Raw genomic sequence first — 19,060 nt, 5'->3', positions numbered from 1 at the left:
GAACAAAAAGCGCAAGCGCCTCGTTCAGCCCTGACAAGCGCTGGAGGGCCGACCGGTGAAGTCGTTCTTTGACTTCATTGGGCGGACCGAAGCGACTCGAGGGGCTAGGCGCTGGAGCTGGATTAAGATAACTTCATGAAGTTATCCACAACTCAATAATTTAATAAATTCCTTAACCGCAAAAAAAGGATTGGCTCATCCCCCGAGCCAATCCTCTTTACTGTTTTTCTCCCTGGCGATCGATTTCTTTGCCAGAGGCGTCAAGTGCCCTGACTTCCTTGTAATCGCCAATAGCGTAATAATAGCGTTCTTTTTCTTTTTCAAAGATTTCTATTTTGGTAAACTTACCATCTGGTCCTGCAGCTTCAATGGTTTTGATATCAGGATTCACGACTTTCCCAAAAATCACGGGAATCTTCGTATCCAATGTTCCGTCTTCTTTAAAGGTTGTGAAAGTGTCGGCATACAGGATCATGAAATCATTTTTATAATAAGTCCAGTGGTTATGCCCCGCATTTTCCCAGCCGCTTTTTTCGCTGCCTTTGATATAGGCTACTGCCAGTGCGTCGAATGTGTTTGAGCCTTCTTTTTGCTCTGTTGTGTAAAAGATGAGCCATCCATCCTCCACTTTTTCCTTGTGGACAATTTGTTTGATGTTGAACGGAATATCGTTTTGGATTGCTTCTCCCGCAGTCTTATAGGCGCATGCTGACAGCACAAGCATGCACAAAATCAATATGGCTGACCTCCACAATTTCCCCATTTTTCTCCCCTGCCTTCTCATCAAACTTCTATGTAGTTCTACACCCTTCTCTCTTATTTAACCTTTTTTTCAATTTTTTGTAAACTTATAACTTCCTTTTATCATGAAAGCTCATTCTTGGATTCAGATATTCATTCGGGCTCTTTAATTGGAAACATCCTGCTGTATCCTTATAATCAATGATCATCTCTTCATCAAAAAAGACTTCTTTGGCTTTTTCCATGTAAATCGGAATCCCGCCAGTCTCTATCTTGTTTTCTTCCTCATAATGTTCGCTTTCAAACCAGAGGGCAGCTACCCCGCTTACTGCACAGCCGCATCCGTCTATATCATATTTCAATTTTACATACCCATGTTTTCCAGAAATTTTTTCTTGGAGTTTGTTTGAGGCTGCTTCGGTGATTTTTACTTTCATGACTGCACTCCCTTTCCGATTTTTCATTTTACCATACAAGGATCATTATTTGGTTTTATAACCCTTGACCAGTTTCAAAATAATCTTGCAATTTTTCTGTTTAGCTTTTACTATCAAAGATAATTGTGACATTTGAAAGGGGTGCTTATTTTGTCAAAAGTAACGATAAAGGTGAATGATAATGGTTCATTAAGGATTTCCGGTGATGTTGAATTGCTGGATGGTGCCGGCAATAAATATGAAACAAAGCCTGTTTTCTCGCTTTGCCGCTGCGGCATGAGCAAAAACATGCCATTCTGCGATGCTTCCCATAAAGGGAAGTTCGAATCAGTCGTGCGTGCGCCGCAAGCTGATGAAACGGAATAATATGTTTTGAGGGCAATGGTCACCCCATTGCTCTTTTTTTACGGGGATCTTTCCAGTGAGCTTCTCATGACTCGACTACCATTCATCCGCTATCCTGACATCAGCAATATGGGAAATCCCGATGCGATGGATTTCTTCGAATCTGTCGACAATATGGAGCTTCTGCCCATTTTCATTCCAATAATGGATTTTCCCGATCACCAATTCATATTTCCTTTGTCTAAAATAGGTGATGCTGAGCGGGCGGTTATACTCCATCGCTTCGAGGATTGTTTCATTCAATTGTTCAAGCTGCTGTTCATCCAGCTGCTTTTCCTTTTCATATTCATCCTCCTGTGCCCAGTCACGCAGCATCTTGACATGTTCAGGAAGCATCATTGATGTCCATTTAATTCTTCCGCGGTCGCGAATCATCTTGCTCTCCTCCTTTTATCAACCCTTATGCCCGCCAACAAGTGCGGCGCGATGCCTTGCTGTTCCGGCTGCCGTATACGATACCGCCCTTAAGAGGGCTGACGAGCCATAGCGGCTGCGGATCCGGTCCATTGCGTAGCCAAGCTCTTTCTTTTTCCAGCCGTTTTTTTCAAATAAATTTAATTGGAATTCGCTGTCGGTGACGAGATTGCCGAGTGAAATTGAAATGCTTCGCACTGTCTTTCCTGTGTAGTTCTCGGCAAAAAGCTCGAGGCAGACACGATACAGGTCCATCGTGATATTTGTCGGCTCCTCGATTGTCCTTGAGCGGTGGAAGCCTCCGCCGAATTCATCCTGGCTGTAGCCGATCCCGAAGCTGATGGTCCGGCCTGCTTTCCCATGGCTTCTTGCCCTGCGCGCGACTTCCTCGCACATTTCAAGAATGACATGCTTGATTTCCTCTTCTTCTTTGTAATCGCGAAGCAGAATCTGGCTTTTCCCAAAGCTGACCTGCCCTTCCATGATCGGGGCACCGATATCTGAAAAATCGATTCCCCATGCGTGCCAGTATAGTTGGTTGCCCATGATGCCGAATTTTTTCTCCAGTTTGTCAAGGTCATAGCGGGCCAGCTGGCCGACAGTAAAAATCCCCATGCTGTTCAGTGTTTTCTCGACGCGGCGGCCGATTCCCCACATTTCCCTGAGCGGCGAGACGTTCCATAGCTTCGTCTGGACATCGTCATAGGTCCATTCAGCAATGCCCTTCTTTTTGGCATCAAGGTCGAGACAGAGCTTCGACATCAGCATATTGGGTCCAATCCCAATTGCGCAAGGGAGCTGGAACTCGCGCTCAATATCATCCTTGATTTTTTTTGCGATTGAAGCAGCGTCACCCCAAAGCTTTGAAGCTCCGTCCACCTTTATGAAGCTTTCGTCGACACTGTAGGTATGGATTGCTTCCTTTGGTACATAGCGATTGAATACGCGGGAGATTTCTGTGGAAATTCGCAGGTATGTTGACATTTGCGGATCGACGACAATAATTCGCGGATCATCGGGAATTTCAAATTTCCGTGATCCAGTCTTGATGCCAAACTCCTTTTTCAAACGCGGTGAGGCTGCGAGGACGACGCTTCCCGGGCGGTCAAGATTCCCGACGACAGCCAGGTAGCAGTCAAGAGGATCAAGGCCAAGCATCACGGCGGCACAGCTCGCATAAAAGCTTTTCATGTCCACGCATAAAATTTTATTTTGCGGCATTTCGCTGTAATCGACCATGTTTCTTTTCTCCTTTTCTCCAGGGGTGCCCGTCAATAATAAGAACATCCGTTCTGTTTCATTATACCCACTATATTAAGCGAATATGCGTTCGGTTTCAATGGTAATTTTCCGGGTGACTGACTTAATTAAGGTGTAAATGGGGAGTCATGCCAGGACTGGAGATTTTTATGAGTGGGTGTTTTCAAGGGAATTCCAAGTATAATCAGGTGGAGAGGTGCTTTTTTCATGGATAAAAAACTCATTCGCAAAATGGTCCAGAAATGCTTCGTGCAATACCGGCATGGTGATTCACTGCCGTTCGGCGAGGCGGAGTTCGAAGAGATATATGAAAAGATTGTGGAACTAAAAAATGAGGAGCCTGAGGCGGATTTGCACGACATCATCAATGATGCGGTTTATGAATTTTTAGCTACATAAAAAACCACAGAATCGAAAAGGCTGCCCTACAGGACAGCCTTTGATTATTTTAATCTGATATTTGCTTCGCCTTTGATTGTTGCGGGATAATCATTCAACTTCAGGGTAATCGGGCCGGGTGCTGCCCCTTCCCCGAAATAAGGAATTAAAACTTCCATAGGACTTTCATCGTTCCATCTGAAAGAAGCTGAACCATCACCGATTTCTTTTCCATTCTGATCAACCGCCTGGTCAAATGAAACATGGTTAGGCCCTTCTTTTGAATTTCTTTCGAAAGCGAACAGCAAATGATTCTCCTCCCTGTCGATCTTCAGCAATCTTCCGTCGCTTGGAGCCTTCAGCACTTCCATCTTCTTGGGATCGACAATGATTTCTACCTCGTCTTTATCAACTGCACGCAAGGAATTGAAGCGGAGATAAAGCTCCTCTGGTTTTTTAAAAAAGTTACTTTGCAGGAAATATTCCTTTGTAAACTCATCCATATGGCGGGCAGTAGTTCCATTATTGATAGCGGCCCATTCTTCGCCAGTTTTATCGACAAGCCTCAAATCGTTGAAAGCGAAGATTTGCTTAGAATTTTCCTTATCAAAATGGACTGTCACTCCTATTCTTGTTGGATAAATCGACACTTTCTCTACAATAACCTTCTGCCCTTCAATTTCGACTGTTTCATTGACATCAATGATTTCTTTTTTATCCTTGAAAGCATCCTTGTCAACCGAGAATGGAAGCACCCATGTATCAGCGAACTTATGCACAGGCTCGCCCTCTTCCGTTCTGCCCTTACTAAGCTCCATGCTCAGTTTAAGATTTTCAGGGCGGTTATTGCCATAGAATTCAAAGGTAGCTTGAAGCAGCCTATCTTTATCCTGAGGATCGATTGACCATCCGTCATAAGAAAATGCTATTTCTTCGATACCTTTTCCCTCGTGATCGGTCAGCCAAAATTTATCAATCGAAACTTCTTTATGCGCCCCGGAAGTTTCAACCTTGTAAAACACCACCATCATTTGTTCATCGACAATCGCCGAGTCCAGAGTAATCTTGATGCCGTCATGTTCGTCGGATATCCCGATTTTTTGCGCAAAATCATTTTCGATAGCGGATGTCAGTCCTTTGTCATTGCGGACAAGCTCCACAATCTTCTCCATCCCCGGAATCGAAGTGACATACGAAGCAAATGTCTCCGAGGTCCGCAGCAGCGCGGTAAAAGCAAAAACCAGGATTGCTGCTGACGCAAAGGTTCTCATGAATAAAAGGTTTTTCTTCCGCTTCCTTTTTCCCTTGCTGATCCCGGCAGCGATTGCCTGATCCAGCTGGAGTTTAGGAACTTCGATATTCTCAAGTGCCGCCTGAGCCTTTGTCAGCTTTTTTTCCTCGGCATTAAGCATAGCCCAATCCCCCCTTATCTTCGAGTTGTCCGCGAAGCTCTTTCAGCCCTTTGTTTAGCCAAGTCTTCACGGTACCTTCAGGACATTCCAGTATCTCGGCAATTTCTTTGATTTTAAAATCATGCACGTATTTCAGTTCGATGACCTGCCTCGTTTTGGAATCAAGTTTGCCGATGACTTCCTCGACCTCAAGCCAGCTGGACTGGTGCTCAGCGACCATTAGGCTGATGAGATCATCGCTGACGAGAATTTTCTTCTTCTTCTTTAATTCATCATTGCAGTAGTTTATTAGGATCCTTATCAGCCAAGTCGTAAAATACTGCGGCTCCTTCACCTTCCGGATCGAACAGAACGCCCTGTAGGTGACCTCCTGCAGCGCTTCGACTGCGTCCTCGCTATTTTTCAGATAGTTGAGGGCAATACGGTATAGGCGTACTTTATGAAGTTGCATCAATTCGTAAAATGCTGTTTCGTCGCCTTTCTTAGCTCTCTGTACGAGTTCTTGAAGCTCCAAAATGTCTCCCCCTGACTTTGTCTCTATCTATTAGACATTGAACGCGGAAAAAAGTTTTAAAGAATTGAAAAAACCGCCAAAAATTTTACGAGGCGGTCTTCGGAAGATAAAAATCGATTTTACTACTAAGTTATTTCTGATTAAAAATTCTTTTGCCAAAAAGTTCGAATGTACGAGGAAACAGTGTATAGATAATGCTACCAGGACTCATCCAGCGCGGCAGATTAATTTCACGTGTTCTTGTCATCATGCGATTAACTACTTGCCTTGCCACGTATTCAGGCTGGAGCATAAAACGTTTTACATTTTTCACGTAGGTTCCCTGTTTATCCGCGACCTCAAAAAAGTTCGTAGCGATTGGACCGGGATTGACTGAGGTGACTAAGATATTGTCATCAGCAACCTCCATCCGCAGGCTGTTCGTGTAACCAAGCACCGCATGCTTTGTTGCCGAATAAACACTTGATTTCGGTGTGGCAATCTTTCCAGCCTGGGAAGCAATATTGATGATGTGGCCGCTTCTCCGCTGCTTCATAGCAGGCAGTACCATCGAGGTGCATGCCATCAAGCCGACGACATTGACATCGAACATCGTTTTGATATCTTCAATTTTCGCTTCGTGTGCATAATCAAAAATACCAAAGCCAGCATTGTTGACCAATATATCAACGTAGCGGATGTCAGTAAGCACTTCTGAGAAAACCCGATTGATTGCTTCGGGGTCAGACACATCCAGCTGCTGGGCATGGACATTGATGGCATACTTTGATTGTAATTCCTTTTTTAAACTTTCAAGTTTATCGATACTCCGGGCCAGAAGGACGAGATTCGCTCCGCGCGCCGCGCATAGCCTGGCAATCTCGGCCCCAATCCCCCCAGAGGCACCGGTTATAATTATATTTTTCCCATTTAAGGATGGCATTGTCTTTCACCTCATTTTGCTGTATAAACGAAGGATGTTCCTTCTTCCCTGACCGATACTGCGTCAAGGGAATACAAATAATCAAGCTGGCCAACTGTTTCCGAGATGGTTAAATTCAATTCACGTTCATAGACTGTCGGGAAGAGCATTTTGCAAATCTCAAATACGGTCAGCTCCCTGCCTTCAAGCATTCCCCTTACCTGCATGGCCCGGTCATGCTGGCGTGCAAGCCTTTTTTCAATCAGGCTTTGCAATTCTGTTATCTCCGTTCCATGTCCGGTGTATACTAGTCCAATCGGATGCTGCTGCAGTTTTTTTAGTGACGAGTTATATTGAACCAATGGCTTCGGCCTGTCAGTTTCCCCTGGCAGCGGCGGCTCAAGTAATGGGTTGGGCGAGATTCCAGCAAGGATCGTATCCCCAGCAATCATTGTGCCGTCTTTTTCACGCAATAGCACGATATGGCTCTGGGCATGTCCCGGTGTCTCGATCACTCTCCAACCTGGCAGTGCCGGCGGAATATCATTTTCCAGAATAGTACCAGTCAATGAGCGATTACAAGAAAAAACTAATGTCTTCTTCATTACTTTCATCGATGGCACATAATATTGCTCTGGTATTGCTAGTTGTAAAAAGAATTTCTCATAAAATTCTTTATGCTCCTTCTCGAATTCTGGAGTTCTGTTAATCCACCTTTCATTCAGCGGATGGCCATATACGTCAAGACCTGGTGAAAAATAGTCCAGCATTCCCACGTGATCCGGATGATCGTGTGTCAGGATAACCTGCTCAATATCCTCTGGCTTTAGTTTCAATTCAGCCAGTTGGAATTTGAACGACTCCCAGGACTCCTCTGTTTTCGTTCCGGCATCAACAAGCGTCAAGCTGTCTCCTTTTATCAGATAGGCATTCACATCACCGACCGGGAAAGGCGTCGGCAAAGTCAGTTTGGCAATTCCATCTTTCCATTCAGCCATATTATCTATACACCCCAAAACATTATTTTTCTATAAGATAAACGGATTGTTAGTTCTAGAAATCATTCAACTTTGTAGTCCCTGATATTTTTTCAATATAAAATTAAGTTTACCTTTAAAGCGGGCAAATGTCATTATTTCCACATTTTATTTACAGAAAAAACTAAAAACTTTTCATTTTTCTCTTGACACAGGGGTTGTCTTTCTTGCATAATCACTATTAAAATTTCGTAAAATCTAAAAAAAGCATTTGAGCAAGACGAGTAGACAGGAATGGTGCCAGAGAGTGGAGTTCACCGGCTGAAAGACTCCGCAACCCTCTTCATGTTGAACCCTACCTTGCGAGCTGCCAGGCAAACCTGGACGTATACCGGCGTTAACGGGTGTTGAGCTGCACTTTTTTGGCGTTGGCCGAAGAAGTGAATGAAGGTGGTACCACGGAAGCATGGCCTTTCGTCCTTTTATGGATGAGGGGCCTTTTTGTTTTTCTGTTGAACGTACAGCAGTCTCGCACAGAATACACAAAACGAAACAAATATTATGGAGGCGATCTTGATGAAGAAGCTTGTTTTTGTTGGAGCAGGTTCGATGGCAGAAGCGATGATTTCCGGAATAGGGGCAAGCGGGCTTCTTCCGGGAGAGCAAATTTGGGTCACAAATAAACAAGATACTGACAGATTGAAAACACTGGAACAGAAACATGGAGTAAAAACCACATATGATTCAGGAATGCTTTTTAAAGACGCGGATGCAGTCGTCCTGGCGATGAAACCAAAGGATGCAGCACCTGCGATCGAAGAAATCAAATCTTATTTATCTGAAGGAATGCTTGTTATTTCCGTTCTCGCTGGAGTTTCAATTGACGCAATTGAAACAGCGGCGGAAAAATCGCTGGCCGTTGCAAGGGCAATGCCAAACACCTCGGCTGCGATTGGTAAATCGGCAACTGCGCTGGCAGTGAACGACCATGTGAGTGAAGCGCAAAAGATGCTGGTGCAGGAGCTTTTTAACACAGTCGGCCTGACGACAATCGTTGAGGAATATCAGCTTGACGCCGTCACAGGACTATCCGGAAGCGGCCCAGCCTATATTTATTACCTTGTCGAAGCAATGGAGAAAAGCGCCGCCGAAATTGGTCTTGAAAAGCAAACCGCGAAGCAGCTGATTATCCAGACACTCCTGGGTGCAGCGGAAATGCTGACGAAGTCGGATAAGGAGCCTGCCCAGCTCCGCTTTGAGGTGACCAGTCCAGGCGGTACGACCGAAGCAGGCATCAGCATTCTTGAGCAGCATGGCGTTCAAACCGCTTTCGTCTCCTGCATCAAAGAAGCCACAGCCCAATCAAAAAGGCTTGGCCAACTGCTTGGTAATGAACTTGCAGCCGCAAACCGCCCGCTCTAAAATTGCATTTTGGCCCCCTGTTTCTCTACAATGGAGAAAAACAACAGGGACGTGTGCATGGTGCTTGTAATTTTACTGTCTTTAACTTTGGTCATCTGGATATTGGCAACGATCGATGCCTTGATTGGTTTCAGAAAACTGGAATCCCTCGAAAAAGCTGAAGCTGCTGGCCGGGGACCACTCCTCAGCGTAATCGTGGCTGCCAGGAATGAGGAAGAACATATTTTACAAAGCATTCGCACCCAGCTGGCGCAAACCTATAAAAATACCGAGTGGATCCTGGTCAATGACCGATCGGAGGATGGTACCGGTAAAAAGATGGAAAACCTAAAAAGCTCTGATTCGAGAATCAGAGTGATCCATATCGAGAGTTTGCCAGAAGGATGGCTTGGCAAGAACCACGCTCTCCATAAAGGCTACCAGCTCGCTACAGGCAAGCTGATCTTATTTACAGATGCTGATGTTTTGTATAGTCCCGAGGCTTTTTCAAAAGCGATTGGCTATTTCGAGAAACACAGCCTCGATCATTTGACTGCGGCCCCTAACCTTAGTGCAAAGCCATTCTGGCTGAAGGCCTTCGTTGCGTTCTTCTTGTTTGGCTTTTCCTACTATAAAAGACCGTGGCTTGGCAATAATCCGCGTTCGAAGACTGGGGTCGGCATCGGAGCGTTCAATATGATCACCCGGTCAGCCTATGAAAAAGTCGGCACTCATGAATATATAAAGATGCGCCCTGATGATGATTTGCAGTTGGGAATGATGGTAAAGCGCATGGGTCTAAAACAGCGGATTGTCACAGCGATGACGCTCATAGAAGTGGAATGGTACCAAAGCTTGAGTGATGCCTTAGCTGGCCTTGAGAAAAACACCTTCGCCGGCCTTCACTACCGGATCAGCATGGTGCTATTTTCGGTGTTCGGTGTCTTTGTGTCCCAGGTCGTGCCGTTCTTCACTCTTTTTTCAAAAAATCAGGCAGTAGCCATTTTAAGTGCTGTTAATCTCGTATTCCTGGCTTTGCTTTATGTAATGGTCACAAAGAAAATGACCCGCTTTTCGCCATGGCTGTTCTTTGTCCTGCCCTTCACGGCCCTGCTGTTCATTTTCTCCATCCTAAGGGCCAGCTACTTGACCTTTAAAAGAGGCGGCATCATTTGGCGCGGCACGAAGTATACACTTGCGGAATTAAGAAAAAACAGAATACGATGAGTACAATTTTTCCTTTCCTCGGAAAGCCCTGTTATACTTGAATTATATTTTGGTTAACGAAATAAAAGGAGGCTTCTGGATTGGAAAAGAAATTATTTTCCCCTTATAAAATTAAAGAGCTGACACTAAAAAACAGGATTGTCATGGCTCCGATGTGTATGTACTCATGCGAAAAAGAAGATGGATTTGTCACGGACTTTCATATGACACACTATGTGAGCCGTGCTGTCGGCCAGGTAGGATTGGTCATTATTGAGGCAACTGCGGTCACACCACAAGGACGGATTTCCCATCAGGACCTGGGAATCTGGAGCGATGAGCACGTGCCTGGCCTGACAAAATTGACTGAACAAATCAAGCAGAGCGGTGCTGCAGCTGGTATCCAGCTGGCACATGCCGGACGGAAAGCAGCATTGCGTGATGAAATCATCGCCCCATCTGCTATAGCTTTCGATGAAAAGTATAAAGAACCAAAGGCGATGACGATAGAAGAAATCAAGAAAACCGTCGAGGCGTTCAGGTTGGCTGCCGAAAGGGCAAAACTTGCTGGCTTCGATGTGATCGAAATTCACGCTGCACATGGATATTTAATCAACCAGTTCCTCTCCCCTCTTACGAATAAACGAGAGGACGAATACGGCGGCACTGCCGAGAATCGCTTCCGATTCCTCCGGGAAGTCCTTGAAGAGGTTAAAACAGTGTGGGATGGACCTCTGTTTGTCCGGGTTTCTGCATATGATTATCATGAAGAAGGGTTGACTGTCGATGATTATGTAACGATTGGCGCATCGCTAAAAGAACTGGGAGTTGACTTGATTGATGTCAGCTCAGGCGCAGTCGTACCAGCAAGAATCCATGCATATCCAGGCTACCAGGTGAAATTTGCTGAAAAAATCAAGCATGAAGCCGATGTGGCTACTGGCGCTGTTGGATTGATCACGACCGGAATCCAGGCAGAAGAAATCCTGCAGAATGACCGCGCTGATCTGATTTTCATCGCCCGGGAACTGCTGCGTGACCCATACTGGCCGAGGACAGCAGCTAAGGAGCTTGGAACAAGTATCGAATCTCCAAAACAATATGAACGAGGATGGATATTCTAATATTAAAGCCGGCACTTCAGTAGGTGCCGGCTTTAGTATTTTCTTCTATCCTATCTGGTCGATATATTAAAAAATCCGCTGATATATTTCAAAATGTGGTCGATATATTCGAGAATCCGCTGATATATCTCAAAAAGTGGTCGATATCTATAATATTGGGTCGTTGTGATTCAAAAAGCTGTCCTAAAAAAAGAAATTGAAAAAGCCCAGCGAGCAAGCCGGGGCGTTACAGAACTTTCTTCAGCAAAATCCTGCGGTACATATTTCTGAACATGACTCCTTCATCAGAAATCCAGCCTAACATTTGTCTTTTGCGTTTCGGAGATTTTCTCAAAAGATACACCGATATCCGTTCCAAAGACCTTGATCACATGCCTAATAGCCTTTTTAAAAATGGATAAGCTTTTCCCCGGCTCAGCAAATTTATCGAATACCAATACCAATCCATCCTTGCGGCAAACTCTTACCCTCTCACCAAATGCCTTTCTGCCGTCAGGAACTACTGACAATATTAAACTTCCAACAACATAATCAAAGGCACCATCAGTGAAATCGAGCTGTAATTGCTCCTAAAAATAATAGCATGGCGAGCAAACTTTCTTCGCCAAAATTAAACTGGAAAAAATACGCGGCAATGATCATCACAAGGCTGATCAATACCGTAAAGTTTTCCTGCCAGAACGGTTTCTTTTTCTCAGGGATAAACTCTGCTTTAACCGGATAAAGCTTTAGGTTCTCAAATGCACCAGCTTGCTCCAGTTCTTCAATGGAGGCTTCATCGAAAACAGTCAGCTTGGAAGCGCCAAAATTAACTTTTGCATCAAAAACAGCATCCAGGTGCTTTACGTTCTCGTCGATCTTTCCGGCACAGCTAGCTCAGGTGAATCCCTGTACCCGATATATTGTTTTCTCGCCAGATTGCGCTGCTTCAGTCATTCAAATCCATCTCCTTTTGATGTTCAAACGCCAGGTGAATCAATTGCTTTACATGGTCATCGACCAGTGAATAATAAACAAGCTTTCCTTCCTTGCGATATTTAGCGAATCCAAGATTTTTCAACAGCCTCAAATCGTGTGAAGCAGTTGCTGTGGACGAGTTGACGACTGCAGCTACATCAAAAACACAAAGCTCATTCCCTACATATAGTGAGTATGCGATTTTAATCCTAGATTCATCTGATAAAGCTTTGAAAATTTTTGCTGTTGCAGAGGTATTTTATTCTTTCAGTTCTGCAGACACCTGTTCCACTTTATCGTCATGGACGCAATCGATCTGGCAGACATCCTGCTCCTTCAATTTGCTCACCCCATTCATTCAAATGATCTTTTGATTGCATCTTATTCAAACGACTGTTTGATTGTCAAACAAAATAAAAAAACCAGGAGATCTCCTGGTTTTAACAGTTAGGCTATTTTCTCACCCTGGCGTTCGGCAACTTTCTTGAAGTAAAATCCCAATTTGACGAGGCCAACAGCGGTCAAAGATAGAATCATATTGAAGAAAACTGCGAATATCGCAAGATCCATCACTTCAAAGATGACGGCATATAAAAATCCAGCTGCTCCAAATAGTGAAATCGTGATGAGAAAATGCAACCTTGGGAAAAGAAAGGTGATGATGCCACTAAACAATAGAACAAGTGAACCCATGATAAATAGATGAAGACCGAATAATAGCAAAAAATCCATACTAATTCCCCCAGTATTCGTGTTGTTGGTTTGATGGAAATGGTTCCACCACTTTCCAATTCCCTCTGGGTACTTTTTTAAACTAAAAGACTCTAAATTCGGTCATCCCATATTCGATTTAGCATCGTTTTTTCACTAGAAACGACAAGTTCGAATACATCCGGATTCGTCATTTCCATCAGGCAGTCGTATCCGAAACTTTCATTGAAATACCGCATGAGCAATGTGGTCATGTTACCATGGCTGACTAGTAAAATGTGGTCATGTTCAAAACATAATAAATCCTCAATCAGTGATTTCGCACGATTCATCGCAGCTGAATGGGACTCTCCTCCTTCAAAAACAAGGTCAAAATCCTCAAAGGTTTGCTTTAGCTTATCACGCCAGTCCTCAAAATTGACCGTACTCAGCACTCTTTCTCCAAGTCTGTCATCTTCTAGTACTCTTATCCTCCTTGAATCAGAAAGAGGTTTAATTGTATCGACGGCTCTTTTAAAAGGGCTACAATAGATGATATCTATTTCTTTTCGTTTGAAAAAGTCAACTAGCGCCAGCGCTTGTTTCCTGCCCTGTTCAGTCAGTGGAGAGTCTACAGGCTGGCCAGCCGCACTTGCATGACGTACAAGATAGATTGTTTTCAATCAAGACACCCCTTTTTTCAGTCATGTTCATAAGGTACGGAAATTTCCATAAAATCTTCTGAGACAACAGTATTGGCAAACACTGTTCGTGCTTCTGCTTCAAGCTCCTTCCAATCATTGCGGTCATACCTGGAGCTAATATGGGTCAGACACAGTTTTTTCACACCAGCATTCAAGGCTGTTTCTGCGGCCTGCAGAGTGGTCGAATGGAAATACTCATAGGCAAGTGTACCTTCATCTGCTGAAAAAGTCGCTTCATGAACGAGAAGATCTGCATTTTGGGCAAGCAGTTGAGCACTTTCACAAATTCTGGTGTCACCCAAGATCGTGACAACCCTTCCTTTTTGCGGGGGACCGACAAATTCAGCAGGATCGATGACAGTTCCATCGTCCAATATGACTTCTTCACCATTCTTGATTTTCCTGTAATCAGGTCCTGGCCTAACCCCTGCGGCTTGAAGCTTGTCGGCGAGAAGCGTACCTGGACGATCCTTTTCCTTTACTCTGTACCCATATGAAGGAATTCCATGCTCCAAAAGTTTTGTTTCAACGATAACCTGTTCATCTTCAAAAATGACGCCTTCCTGCAGTTCGATGATTTCAATCGGGTATTTCAAGTAAGATTTACTAATTTTCAAAGATACTTCAATATATTCTTTAATCCCCGGAGGCCCATACACCGTAACCATCGACTCTCCTCCCTGGAAGGAACGGCTCGACAGCAACCCAGGCAGTCCATATATATGGTCTCCGTGCAGATGTGTAATAAAAATTTTTTCAATCCTTCTCGGCTTTATGCTTGTATGTAAAATTTGATGTTGGGTTGCTTCCCCACAGTCAAACAGCCAAACAGTTCCCCGCTCCTCCAGTAATTTCAGTGCGATTGAGGTCACATTTCTCAGTTTGGCTGGTACGCCCGCCCCTGTTCCAAGAAAAAACACATCCATAATCTTGACATCCTCCCGTACAAAATGCCTGCAATCCTTGCAGGCAGGTATTATTCCTTTCAATATATCACAACAGTCATTATTCATCTAAACCAAACGCTGAGTTTACCTCATGCGCGGATAGTTCCATGCAATTGGAAGAAAACTAAGTACGGTTTAAACAGTTGCTAATTGTTCTCGAAAGGGATAAAATTTTGTATTTGTAGAGTGTTTTTTATACATACTTTTAAATTCACATAAAAGAGAGGTTCTATATTGTGGCACAAACCGAAAAACCAACAGCTTTAATCATGATCTTCGGGGCTACGGGAGACCTGGCAAACCGTAAATTATTTCCTTCCCTCTTTAATTTATTTGAAAAAGGGAAACTGGACAAATTCGCGGTTGTTGGCGTTGCCCGCCGTTCACTCTCAAATGAAGAATTCCAGCTGAGAGTAAAAGAATCTGTGAAGGAAAATGGAGAGACAGAAGCTGACATCGACGAGTTCGTCTCAAAGTTTTATTATCATTCACATGACGTAACTGATTCAAGCTCTTACCTTGCTCTTGGAAAGCTTGCAGAAGAACTGGACAGCCACTATGAACTTAATGGCAATAGAATTTTCTACCTTGCAATGGCTCCAGAATTCTTTGGAACAATAGCTGAGCATTTAAAGAAAGATAAGCTTACCGATGTACCCGGGTTCAAGCGCCTTGTCATCGAAAAGCCATTCGGGCATGACCTTGAGTCCGCAAAAGTGTTGAACAAGCAAATTCGTAAAGCTTTTTCTGAAGATGAAATCTATCGGATTGATCATTATCTTGGCAAGGAAATGGTTCAAAACATTGAGGTAATCCGTTTCGCGAATGCGATGTTCGAACCACTCTGGAATAACCGTTACATTTCCAATATCCAGGTAACATCAAGCGAAACGCTTGGAGTCGAAGAACGCGGACGATATTACGAGAAAAGCGGCGCTCTAAGGGATATGGTCCAGAACCATATGCTGCAGATGGTTTCTTTGCTTGCGATGGAACCGCCGATCAAGCTGACGACCGATGAAATTCGTTCAGAAAAAGTAAGAGTGTTCCGTGCTCTCCGTCCTGTAAAAGGCGAGGAAGTCAACGAATATTTTGTTCGCGGCCAATATGACAAAGGCAGCATGAATGAAACAGACGTCCCTGCATACCGCCAGGAGGAAATGGTCAATCCTGAATCCAATACGGAGACTTTTGTCGCTGGTAAGCTGATGATTGATAATTTCCGCTGGGCTGGAGTTCCTTTCTATATCCGTACTGGAAAAAGAATGAAGGCTAAGTCAACTAAAATTGTGATCCAATTCAAAGATATCCCGATGGATCTGTATTACCAGCCGGAAAAAACGGTGAATCCAAATCTTCTTGTTATTCATATCCAGCCTGAAGAAGGAATCACGCTTCACTTGAACGCCAAGAAATCTGGCCAGGGTACTGACGCTACACCTGTAAAATTGAATTATGCCAATAAAGGCATTGATGGGCTGAACACACCGGAAGCATACGAAAAGCTTCTTTACGATTCATTGCGCGGCGACGCAACGAACTTTACACATTGGGATGAAGTCGCATTATCCTGGAGCTTCGTTGATAATATTTCAGCTGTATGGGAAAACACAAAAGAGCCAAGTTTCCCTAACTATGCATCAGGTTCCATGGGTCCTGACGCAGCAGACAAGCTGCTAGAACAAGATGGATTCTTCTGGTGGCCAATCACTGAAATCGATGTAGAAAAATGCTAAATAAATTGAAATCCCGCCCTGGCAACAGGCGGGATTTTTTTAAGGATAAGAAAGTATAGATTCTCACTTCGAGAATTGTCTAGCACCTAGAGTCGCTTCGGTCCTGCCAATAGAGTCAAAGAACGACTTCACTGTCAGGACCTCCAGTGCTTGTCGGGGCTGACGAAGACGCTTGTGCTTTTCTTATGTTCATCCGAAAAACAAATCAAGGATATTAGAACCTGCAGATGCATCTTTATTGTAAAACTCCGAGTATCCGCAATTCTTGCAGTAAACGACGGTAAACTGGTTATTCTGGATATCAAACATCTTGGACAAGCCCGTTCCCGTCATTGCCACATCCTTCTGCCCTGCATCTGTGCTGCCGCATTTAATACAACCATTTCCGTTCATCTATTCCATCTCCCTTTTTTAGACTATATAACATTTACGATTCAGGTAAAAATTGGTTTCACTTTTTTGCTGTTATGAGTGGTTCTGAATTGGAATGTATAAAAACTCGTCATACCTCAGTTTGTGTAAGCAGCCAAGTTTACGAAAAGAGTCTACATAAAAGAAACCTAAAAGGGATAACTTATGTTTGTTCTATTTACAGACTAGAGGTGAAAACATGGAGTGGTTTGGCCACAGCAATAAAGACTTCGATTTCGATATGTTTTCTGCGAGTCATTATACAATATTGGTTATCTGTGTTTTAGTTAATACTTTCATTTTTGCTAATCGAAAAAATTTAAGAGATGAAAAATGGAGGAAAGCAGAGCTGGTAACAGCATTGTCATTAATCTTGATTGAGATCACCAATCATCTTTGGATGTACAAGCATGCTGTCTGGAAATTAGGTCGGTCGATGCCCCTGGAATTATGCAATATAGGTCTTCTGCTCGCGATTGGATTATTATTGACCAGGAAGAAGATATATTTCGAGCTTTTATTTTTCATTGCTTTATTAGGGGCAACACAAGCCATCATCACACCTGCATTAACTTATGATTTTCCCCATTTCCGTTTTTTTCACTTTTTCTATGCACATCTGATGATTGTGTGGGTAACCCTTTATTTCCTATGGGCAAGAGGCTATTACCCAACATTCAGTTCTGTATTAAAAGTTGTTCTATTTATCAATCTGCTGTTGCCAGTGATTCTGTTCATTAATAAGGTCGCTGACGGAAACTATTGGTTTTTACGCCATAAACCAAAAAGTCCTAGCTTCATGGATTTACTTGGACCTTATCCATGGTACATTATATCTTTGGAAAGTTTATTGGTCTTTTTAAGTTTAATTGTATGGCTCTGTTTGCGAAGCTGGATAAGAGGAGAGAGAAACAATTCTTATTCAGAATCATGAAACTTCTTTATGTGATCCATTTTTTCCTTTCTTCCCCTGACAGGGCACATATCACTCAATTAAAGTAATTACACATATATCTTTAGGAACATCCAAATGCACATTTCAATAAGAACTGAAGTGTTTACGAAATTTTAAAGAAATAAAAAAGCTTGTGGACGAAAGCTTCTCCACAAGCTGTAGGACATTCACGTAGCTTCTAAAGTTGTATTTTAATGAACTCAAGCGTTTTATCAATGATCATTTGCTGGTCGTTGTCCAGGGTAGCCACGTGGTAGCTTTCTTTCATATGATGGATCTCTTTTGTTTCTGAACTGATATCATCATAGATCGTTTGAGAATTATCTGGCGGGACAACATGGTCTTCATCCGAAACAAAAATTAAGGCTGGACATGAAACCTTCGATAGATCTTCTTTTACTGCTTTCATAAATGGCAATATTTCTTTAATGGATTGAACCGGAGTTTTTTCATAGGCAAGCTCCACCACTCCTGGCTTCTTGATGTCGGAACCAATGGCATCCAGGAATCTTGTCCCTTCCAGCTGAAGGACCGGCTCCATTGCCGGTATATCAATAGCCGCATTGATCAGGACAATCCCTCTGATTTCTGGATGTTTTTCAGCCATATACAAGGTCAGCGTCCCGCCCATTGACAGGCCAGTCACAAATATCGTATCACAACGCTCTTTTAACCATTGAAATCCTTCTTCTACCGATGCGATCCAATCTTGATATGTTGTTTGTTCCATGTCTTCATGATGTGTACCATGACCTTTTAATCGCGGTCCGCAAACGGTATAACCCGCAGCAGCATATGCCTCACCCAGCGGCCGCATACTTTGTGTAGAGCCGGTAAAACCATGAGATACCAATATACCTGCAGAATTCCCTTCAAAATAAAACGGTTCTGCGCCTTCAAGAACTGGATAATTTTCTGACATGCTCTAACCTCCATTCTTAAATACCATCCATTAAAGGTTTCGACTGGAGCTTTTGAAAACCCTTCCTGCATTTAAAAAACTTCAATTTCACCTTCCATAAAAACAAAAAACACAGCGAACATAAGTCCGCTGTGCTGCTTTCTTATTCCATCCATTCAGTGTGGAAGATTCCTTCTTTATCGATGCGCTGATATGTGTGGGCACCGAAATAATCGCGCTGAGCCTGAATCAGGTTGGCTGGCAACGTTTCTGTTCTATAGCTGTCAAAGTATGAAAGTGCAGCAGAGAAGCTTGGCACTGGAATACCGTTCATGACAGCAGCTGAGATAATTTCTCGTAACGACTGCTGATAGCTTTCTGCGATTTCCTTGAAATATGGATCAAGCAGCAGGTTTTTTAATGCCGGGTCGCGGTCGTATGCTTCCTTGATTTTTTGAAGGAACTGCGCTCTGATAATGCAGCCTCCACGGAAGATCATCGCGATATCGCCATAATTCAAATCCCAGTTATACTCTTCAGACGCCGCTCTCATTTGTGCGAATCCCTGTGCGTAAGAACAAATTTTGCT

Annotated in this window: 20 protein-coding genes and 3 pseudogenes; 7 read left to right on the top strand and 16 right to left on the bottom strand. The window is 43.5% G+C overall.

Translation table 11 applies throughout. The annotated features are described in order from the left end of the window. Positions 1–217: 217 nt before the first annotated feature. Positions 218–763, bottom strand: coding sequence for a hypothetical protein (locus tag ACH0QE_RS22410; protein ID WP_415802646.1), 546 nt, complete (start codon positions 761–763; stop codon positions 218–220). Between the two features lie 85 nt (positions 764–848). Then, on the bottom strand, positions 849–1,178 hold the full coding sequence (locus ACH0QE_RS22405; protein ID WP_415802645.1) for an iron-sulfur cluster biosynthesis family protein: 330 nt from the start codon (positions 1,176–1,178) through the stop codon (positions 849–851). A 141-nt stretch (positions 1,179–1,319) separates the two neighbouring features. Between ACH0QE_RS22405 and ACH0QE_RS22400 the strand changes: the two genes are divergently transcribed. After that, positions 1,320–1,544, top strand: coding sequence for a CDGSH iron-sulfur domain-containing protein (locus ACH0QE_RS22400; RefSeq protein ID WP_415802648.1), 225 nt, complete (start codon positions 1,320–1,322; stop codon positions 1,542–1,544). Positions 1,545–1,619: 75 nt separating this feature from the next. Here the strand turns inward: ACH0QE_RS22400 and ACH0QE_RS22395 are convergent, their stop codons facing one another. Then, positions 1,620–1,958 (bottom strand): YolD-like family protein, encoded by a 339-nt coding sequence (locus ACH0QE_RS22395; protein WP_415802644.1) that lies wholly within the window; start codon positions 1,956–1,958, stop codon positions 1,620–1,622. A gap of 18 nt (positions 1,959–1,976) precedes the next feature. Continuing rightward, on the bottom strand, positions 1,977–3,236 hold the full coding sequence (locus tag ACH0QE_RS22390) for a DNA polymerase thumb domain-containing protein (protein ID WP_415802643.1): 1,260 nt from the start codon (positions 3,234–3,236) through the stop codon (positions 1,977–1,979). A gap of 228 nt (positions 3,237–3,464) precedes the next feature. On the opposite strand from ACH0QE_RS22390, the gene ACH0QE_RS22385 reads away from it, so the two are divergent. Next, complete coding sequence (locus tag ACH0QE_RS22385) at positions 3,465–3,656, top strand: YqzH family protein (protein WP_415802642.1); 192 nt, start codon at positions 3,465–3,467, stop codon at positions 3,654–3,656. Between the two features lie 44 nt (positions 3,657–3,700). Here the strand turns inward: ACH0QE_RS22385 and ACH0QE_RS22380 are convergent, their stop codons facing one another. From ACH0QE_RS22380 to ACH0QE_RS22365, 4 genes are all read right to left on the bottom strand, one after another. Next, positions 3,701–5,047: a DUF4179 domain-containing protein gene (locus ACH0QE_RS22380; protein WP_415802641.1), complete on the bottom strand. Its 1,347-nt coding sequence runs from the start codon at positions 5,045–5,047 to the stop codon at positions 3,701–3,703. Next, positions 5,040–5,561, bottom strand: a complete 522-nt coding sequence (locus tag ACH0QE_RS22375) for a sigma-70 family RNA polymerase sigma factor (RefSeq protein ID WP_415802640.1) — start codon at positions 5,559–5,561, stop codon at positions 5,040–5,042. The genes ACH0QE_RS22380 and ACH0QE_RS22375 overlap by 8 nt, the downstream gene beginning before the upstream one ends. A gap of 130 nt (positions 5,562–5,691) precedes the next feature. Next, positions 5,692–6,483 (bottom strand): SDR family NAD(P)-dependent oxidoreductase, encoded by a 792-nt coding sequence (locus tag ACH0QE_RS22370; protein ID WP_415802639.1) that lies wholly within the window; start codon positions 6,481–6,483, stop codon positions 5,692–5,694. An 11-nt stretch (positions 6,484–6,494) separates the two neighbouring features. Continuing rightward, positions 6,495–7,460: an MBL fold metallo-hydrolase gene (locus ACH0QE_RS22365; protein ID WP_415802638.1), complete on the bottom strand. Its 966-nt coding sequence runs from the start codon at positions 7,458–7,460 to the stop codon at positions 6,495–6,497. A gap of 555 nt (positions 7,461–8,015) precedes the next feature. On the opposite strand from ACH0QE_RS22365, the gene proC reads away from it, so the two are divergent. The 3 genes from proC to namA all read left to right on the top strand — a co-directional run bounded on the left by proC (position 8,016) and on the right by namA (position 11,170). Next, a complete protein-coding gene (gene proC, locus ACH0QE_RS22360; protein WP_415802637.1) occupies positions 8,016–8,861 on the top strand; it encodes a pyrroline-5-carboxylate reductase in 846 nt (281 codons plus the stop codon). Between the two features lie 57 nt (positions 8,862–8,918). Beyond that, positions 8,919–10,067, top strand: a complete 1,149-nt coding sequence (locus ACH0QE_RS22355) for a glycosyltransferase (RefSeq protein ID WP_415802636.1) — start codon at positions 8,919–8,921, stop codon at positions 10,065–10,067. Positions 10,068–10,147: 80 nt separating this feature from the next. Beyond that, complete coding sequence (gene namA / locus ACH0QE_RS22350) at positions 10,148–11,170, top strand: NADPH dehydrogenase NamA (protein ID WP_415802635.1); 1,023 nt, start codon at positions 10,148–10,150, stop codon at positions 11,168–11,170. A 284-nt stretch (positions 11,171–11,454) separates the two neighbouring features. Here namA and ACH0QE_RS22345 read toward each other — a convergent pair. The 5 genes and pseudogenes from ACH0QE_RS22345 to rnz all read right to left on the bottom strand — a co-directional run. Further along, a pseudogene (locus ACH0QE_RS22345) lies at positions 11,455–11,718 on the bottom strand (SAM-dependent methyltransferase); the annotation flags it as partial. A 380-nt stretch (positions 11,719–12,098) separates the two neighbouring features. After that, a pseudogene (locus ACH0QE_RS22340) lies at positions 12,099–12,485 on the bottom strand (ArsR/SmtB family transcription factor). Between the two features lie 89 nt (positions 12,486–12,574). Then, positions 12,575–12,859 (bottom strand): hypothetical protein, encoded by a 285-nt coding sequence (locus ACH0QE_RS22335; RefSeq protein WP_415802634.1) that lies wholly within the window; start codon positions 12,857–12,859, stop codon positions 12,575–12,577. 92 nt (positions 12,860–12,951) lie between these two features. Then, a complete protein-coding gene (locus tag ACH0QE_RS22330) occupies positions 12,952–13,500 on the bottom strand; it encodes a histidine phosphatase family protein (protein ID WP_415802633.1) in 549 nt (182 codons plus the stop codon). Positions 13,501–13,517: 17 nt separating this feature from the next. Then, positions 13,518–14,447 carry a ribonuclease Z gene (gene rnz / locus ACH0QE_RS22325; RefSeq protein WP_415802632.1) on the bottom strand — a complete coding sequence of 310 codons (930 nt, stop codon included), beginning with the start codon at positions 14,445–14,447 and terminating at the stop codon, positions 13,518–13,520. Positions 14,448–14,737: 290 nt separating this feature from the next. On the opposite strand from rnz, the gene zwf reads away from it, so the two are divergent. Continuing rightward, positions 14,738–16,204: a glucose-6-phosphate dehydrogenase gene (zwf, locus tag ACH0QE_RS22320; protein ID WP_415802647.1), complete on the top strand. Its 1,467-nt coding sequence runs from the start codon at positions 14,738–14,740 to the stop codon at positions 16,202–16,204. A 189-nt stretch (positions 16,205–16,393) separates the two neighbouring features. On the opposite strand, the gene ACH0QE_RS22315 is transcribed toward zwf, so the two are convergent. Then, a complete protein-coding gene (locus ACH0QE_RS22315; RefSeq protein WP_102263505.1) occupies positions 16,394–16,597 on the bottom strand; it encodes a zinc ribbon domain-containing protein in 204 nt (67 codons plus the stop codon). Between the two features lie 217 nt (positions 16,598–16,814). On the opposite strand from ACH0QE_RS22315, the gene ACH0QE_RS22310 reads away from it, so the two are divergent. Further along, the gene (locus ACH0QE_RS22310) at positions 16,815–17,549 is read left to right on the top strand and encodes a TIGR02206 family membrane protein (RefSeq protein WP_415802631.1); all 735 of its coding nucleotides are present in this window, start codon (positions 16,815–16,817) and stop codon (positions 17,547–17,549) included. Positions 17,550–17,748: 199 nt separating this feature from the next. Here ACH0QE_RS22310 and ACH0QE_RS22305 read toward each other — a convergent pair whose 3' ends face one another. Beyond that, a complete protein-coding gene (locus tag ACH0QE_RS22305) occupies positions 17,749–18,492 on the bottom strand; it encodes an alpha/beta hydrolase (protein WP_415802630.1) in 744 nt (247 codons plus the stop codon). Between the two features lie 142 nt (positions 18,493–18,634). Continuing rightward, positions 18,635–19,060: pseudogene (locus tag ACH0QE_RS22300) on the bottom strand (NADP-dependent phosphogluconate dehydrogenase); the annotation flags it as partial.

The organism is Mesobacillus sp., from assembly GCF_047739415.1.
Taxonomy (GTDB): domain Bacteria; phylum Bacillota; class Bacilli; order Bacillales; family Cytobacillaceae; genus Mesobacillus.
Note: the sequence above shows the minus strand (reverse complement) of the source record. Positions and strands in the feature narration are given on the sequence as shown.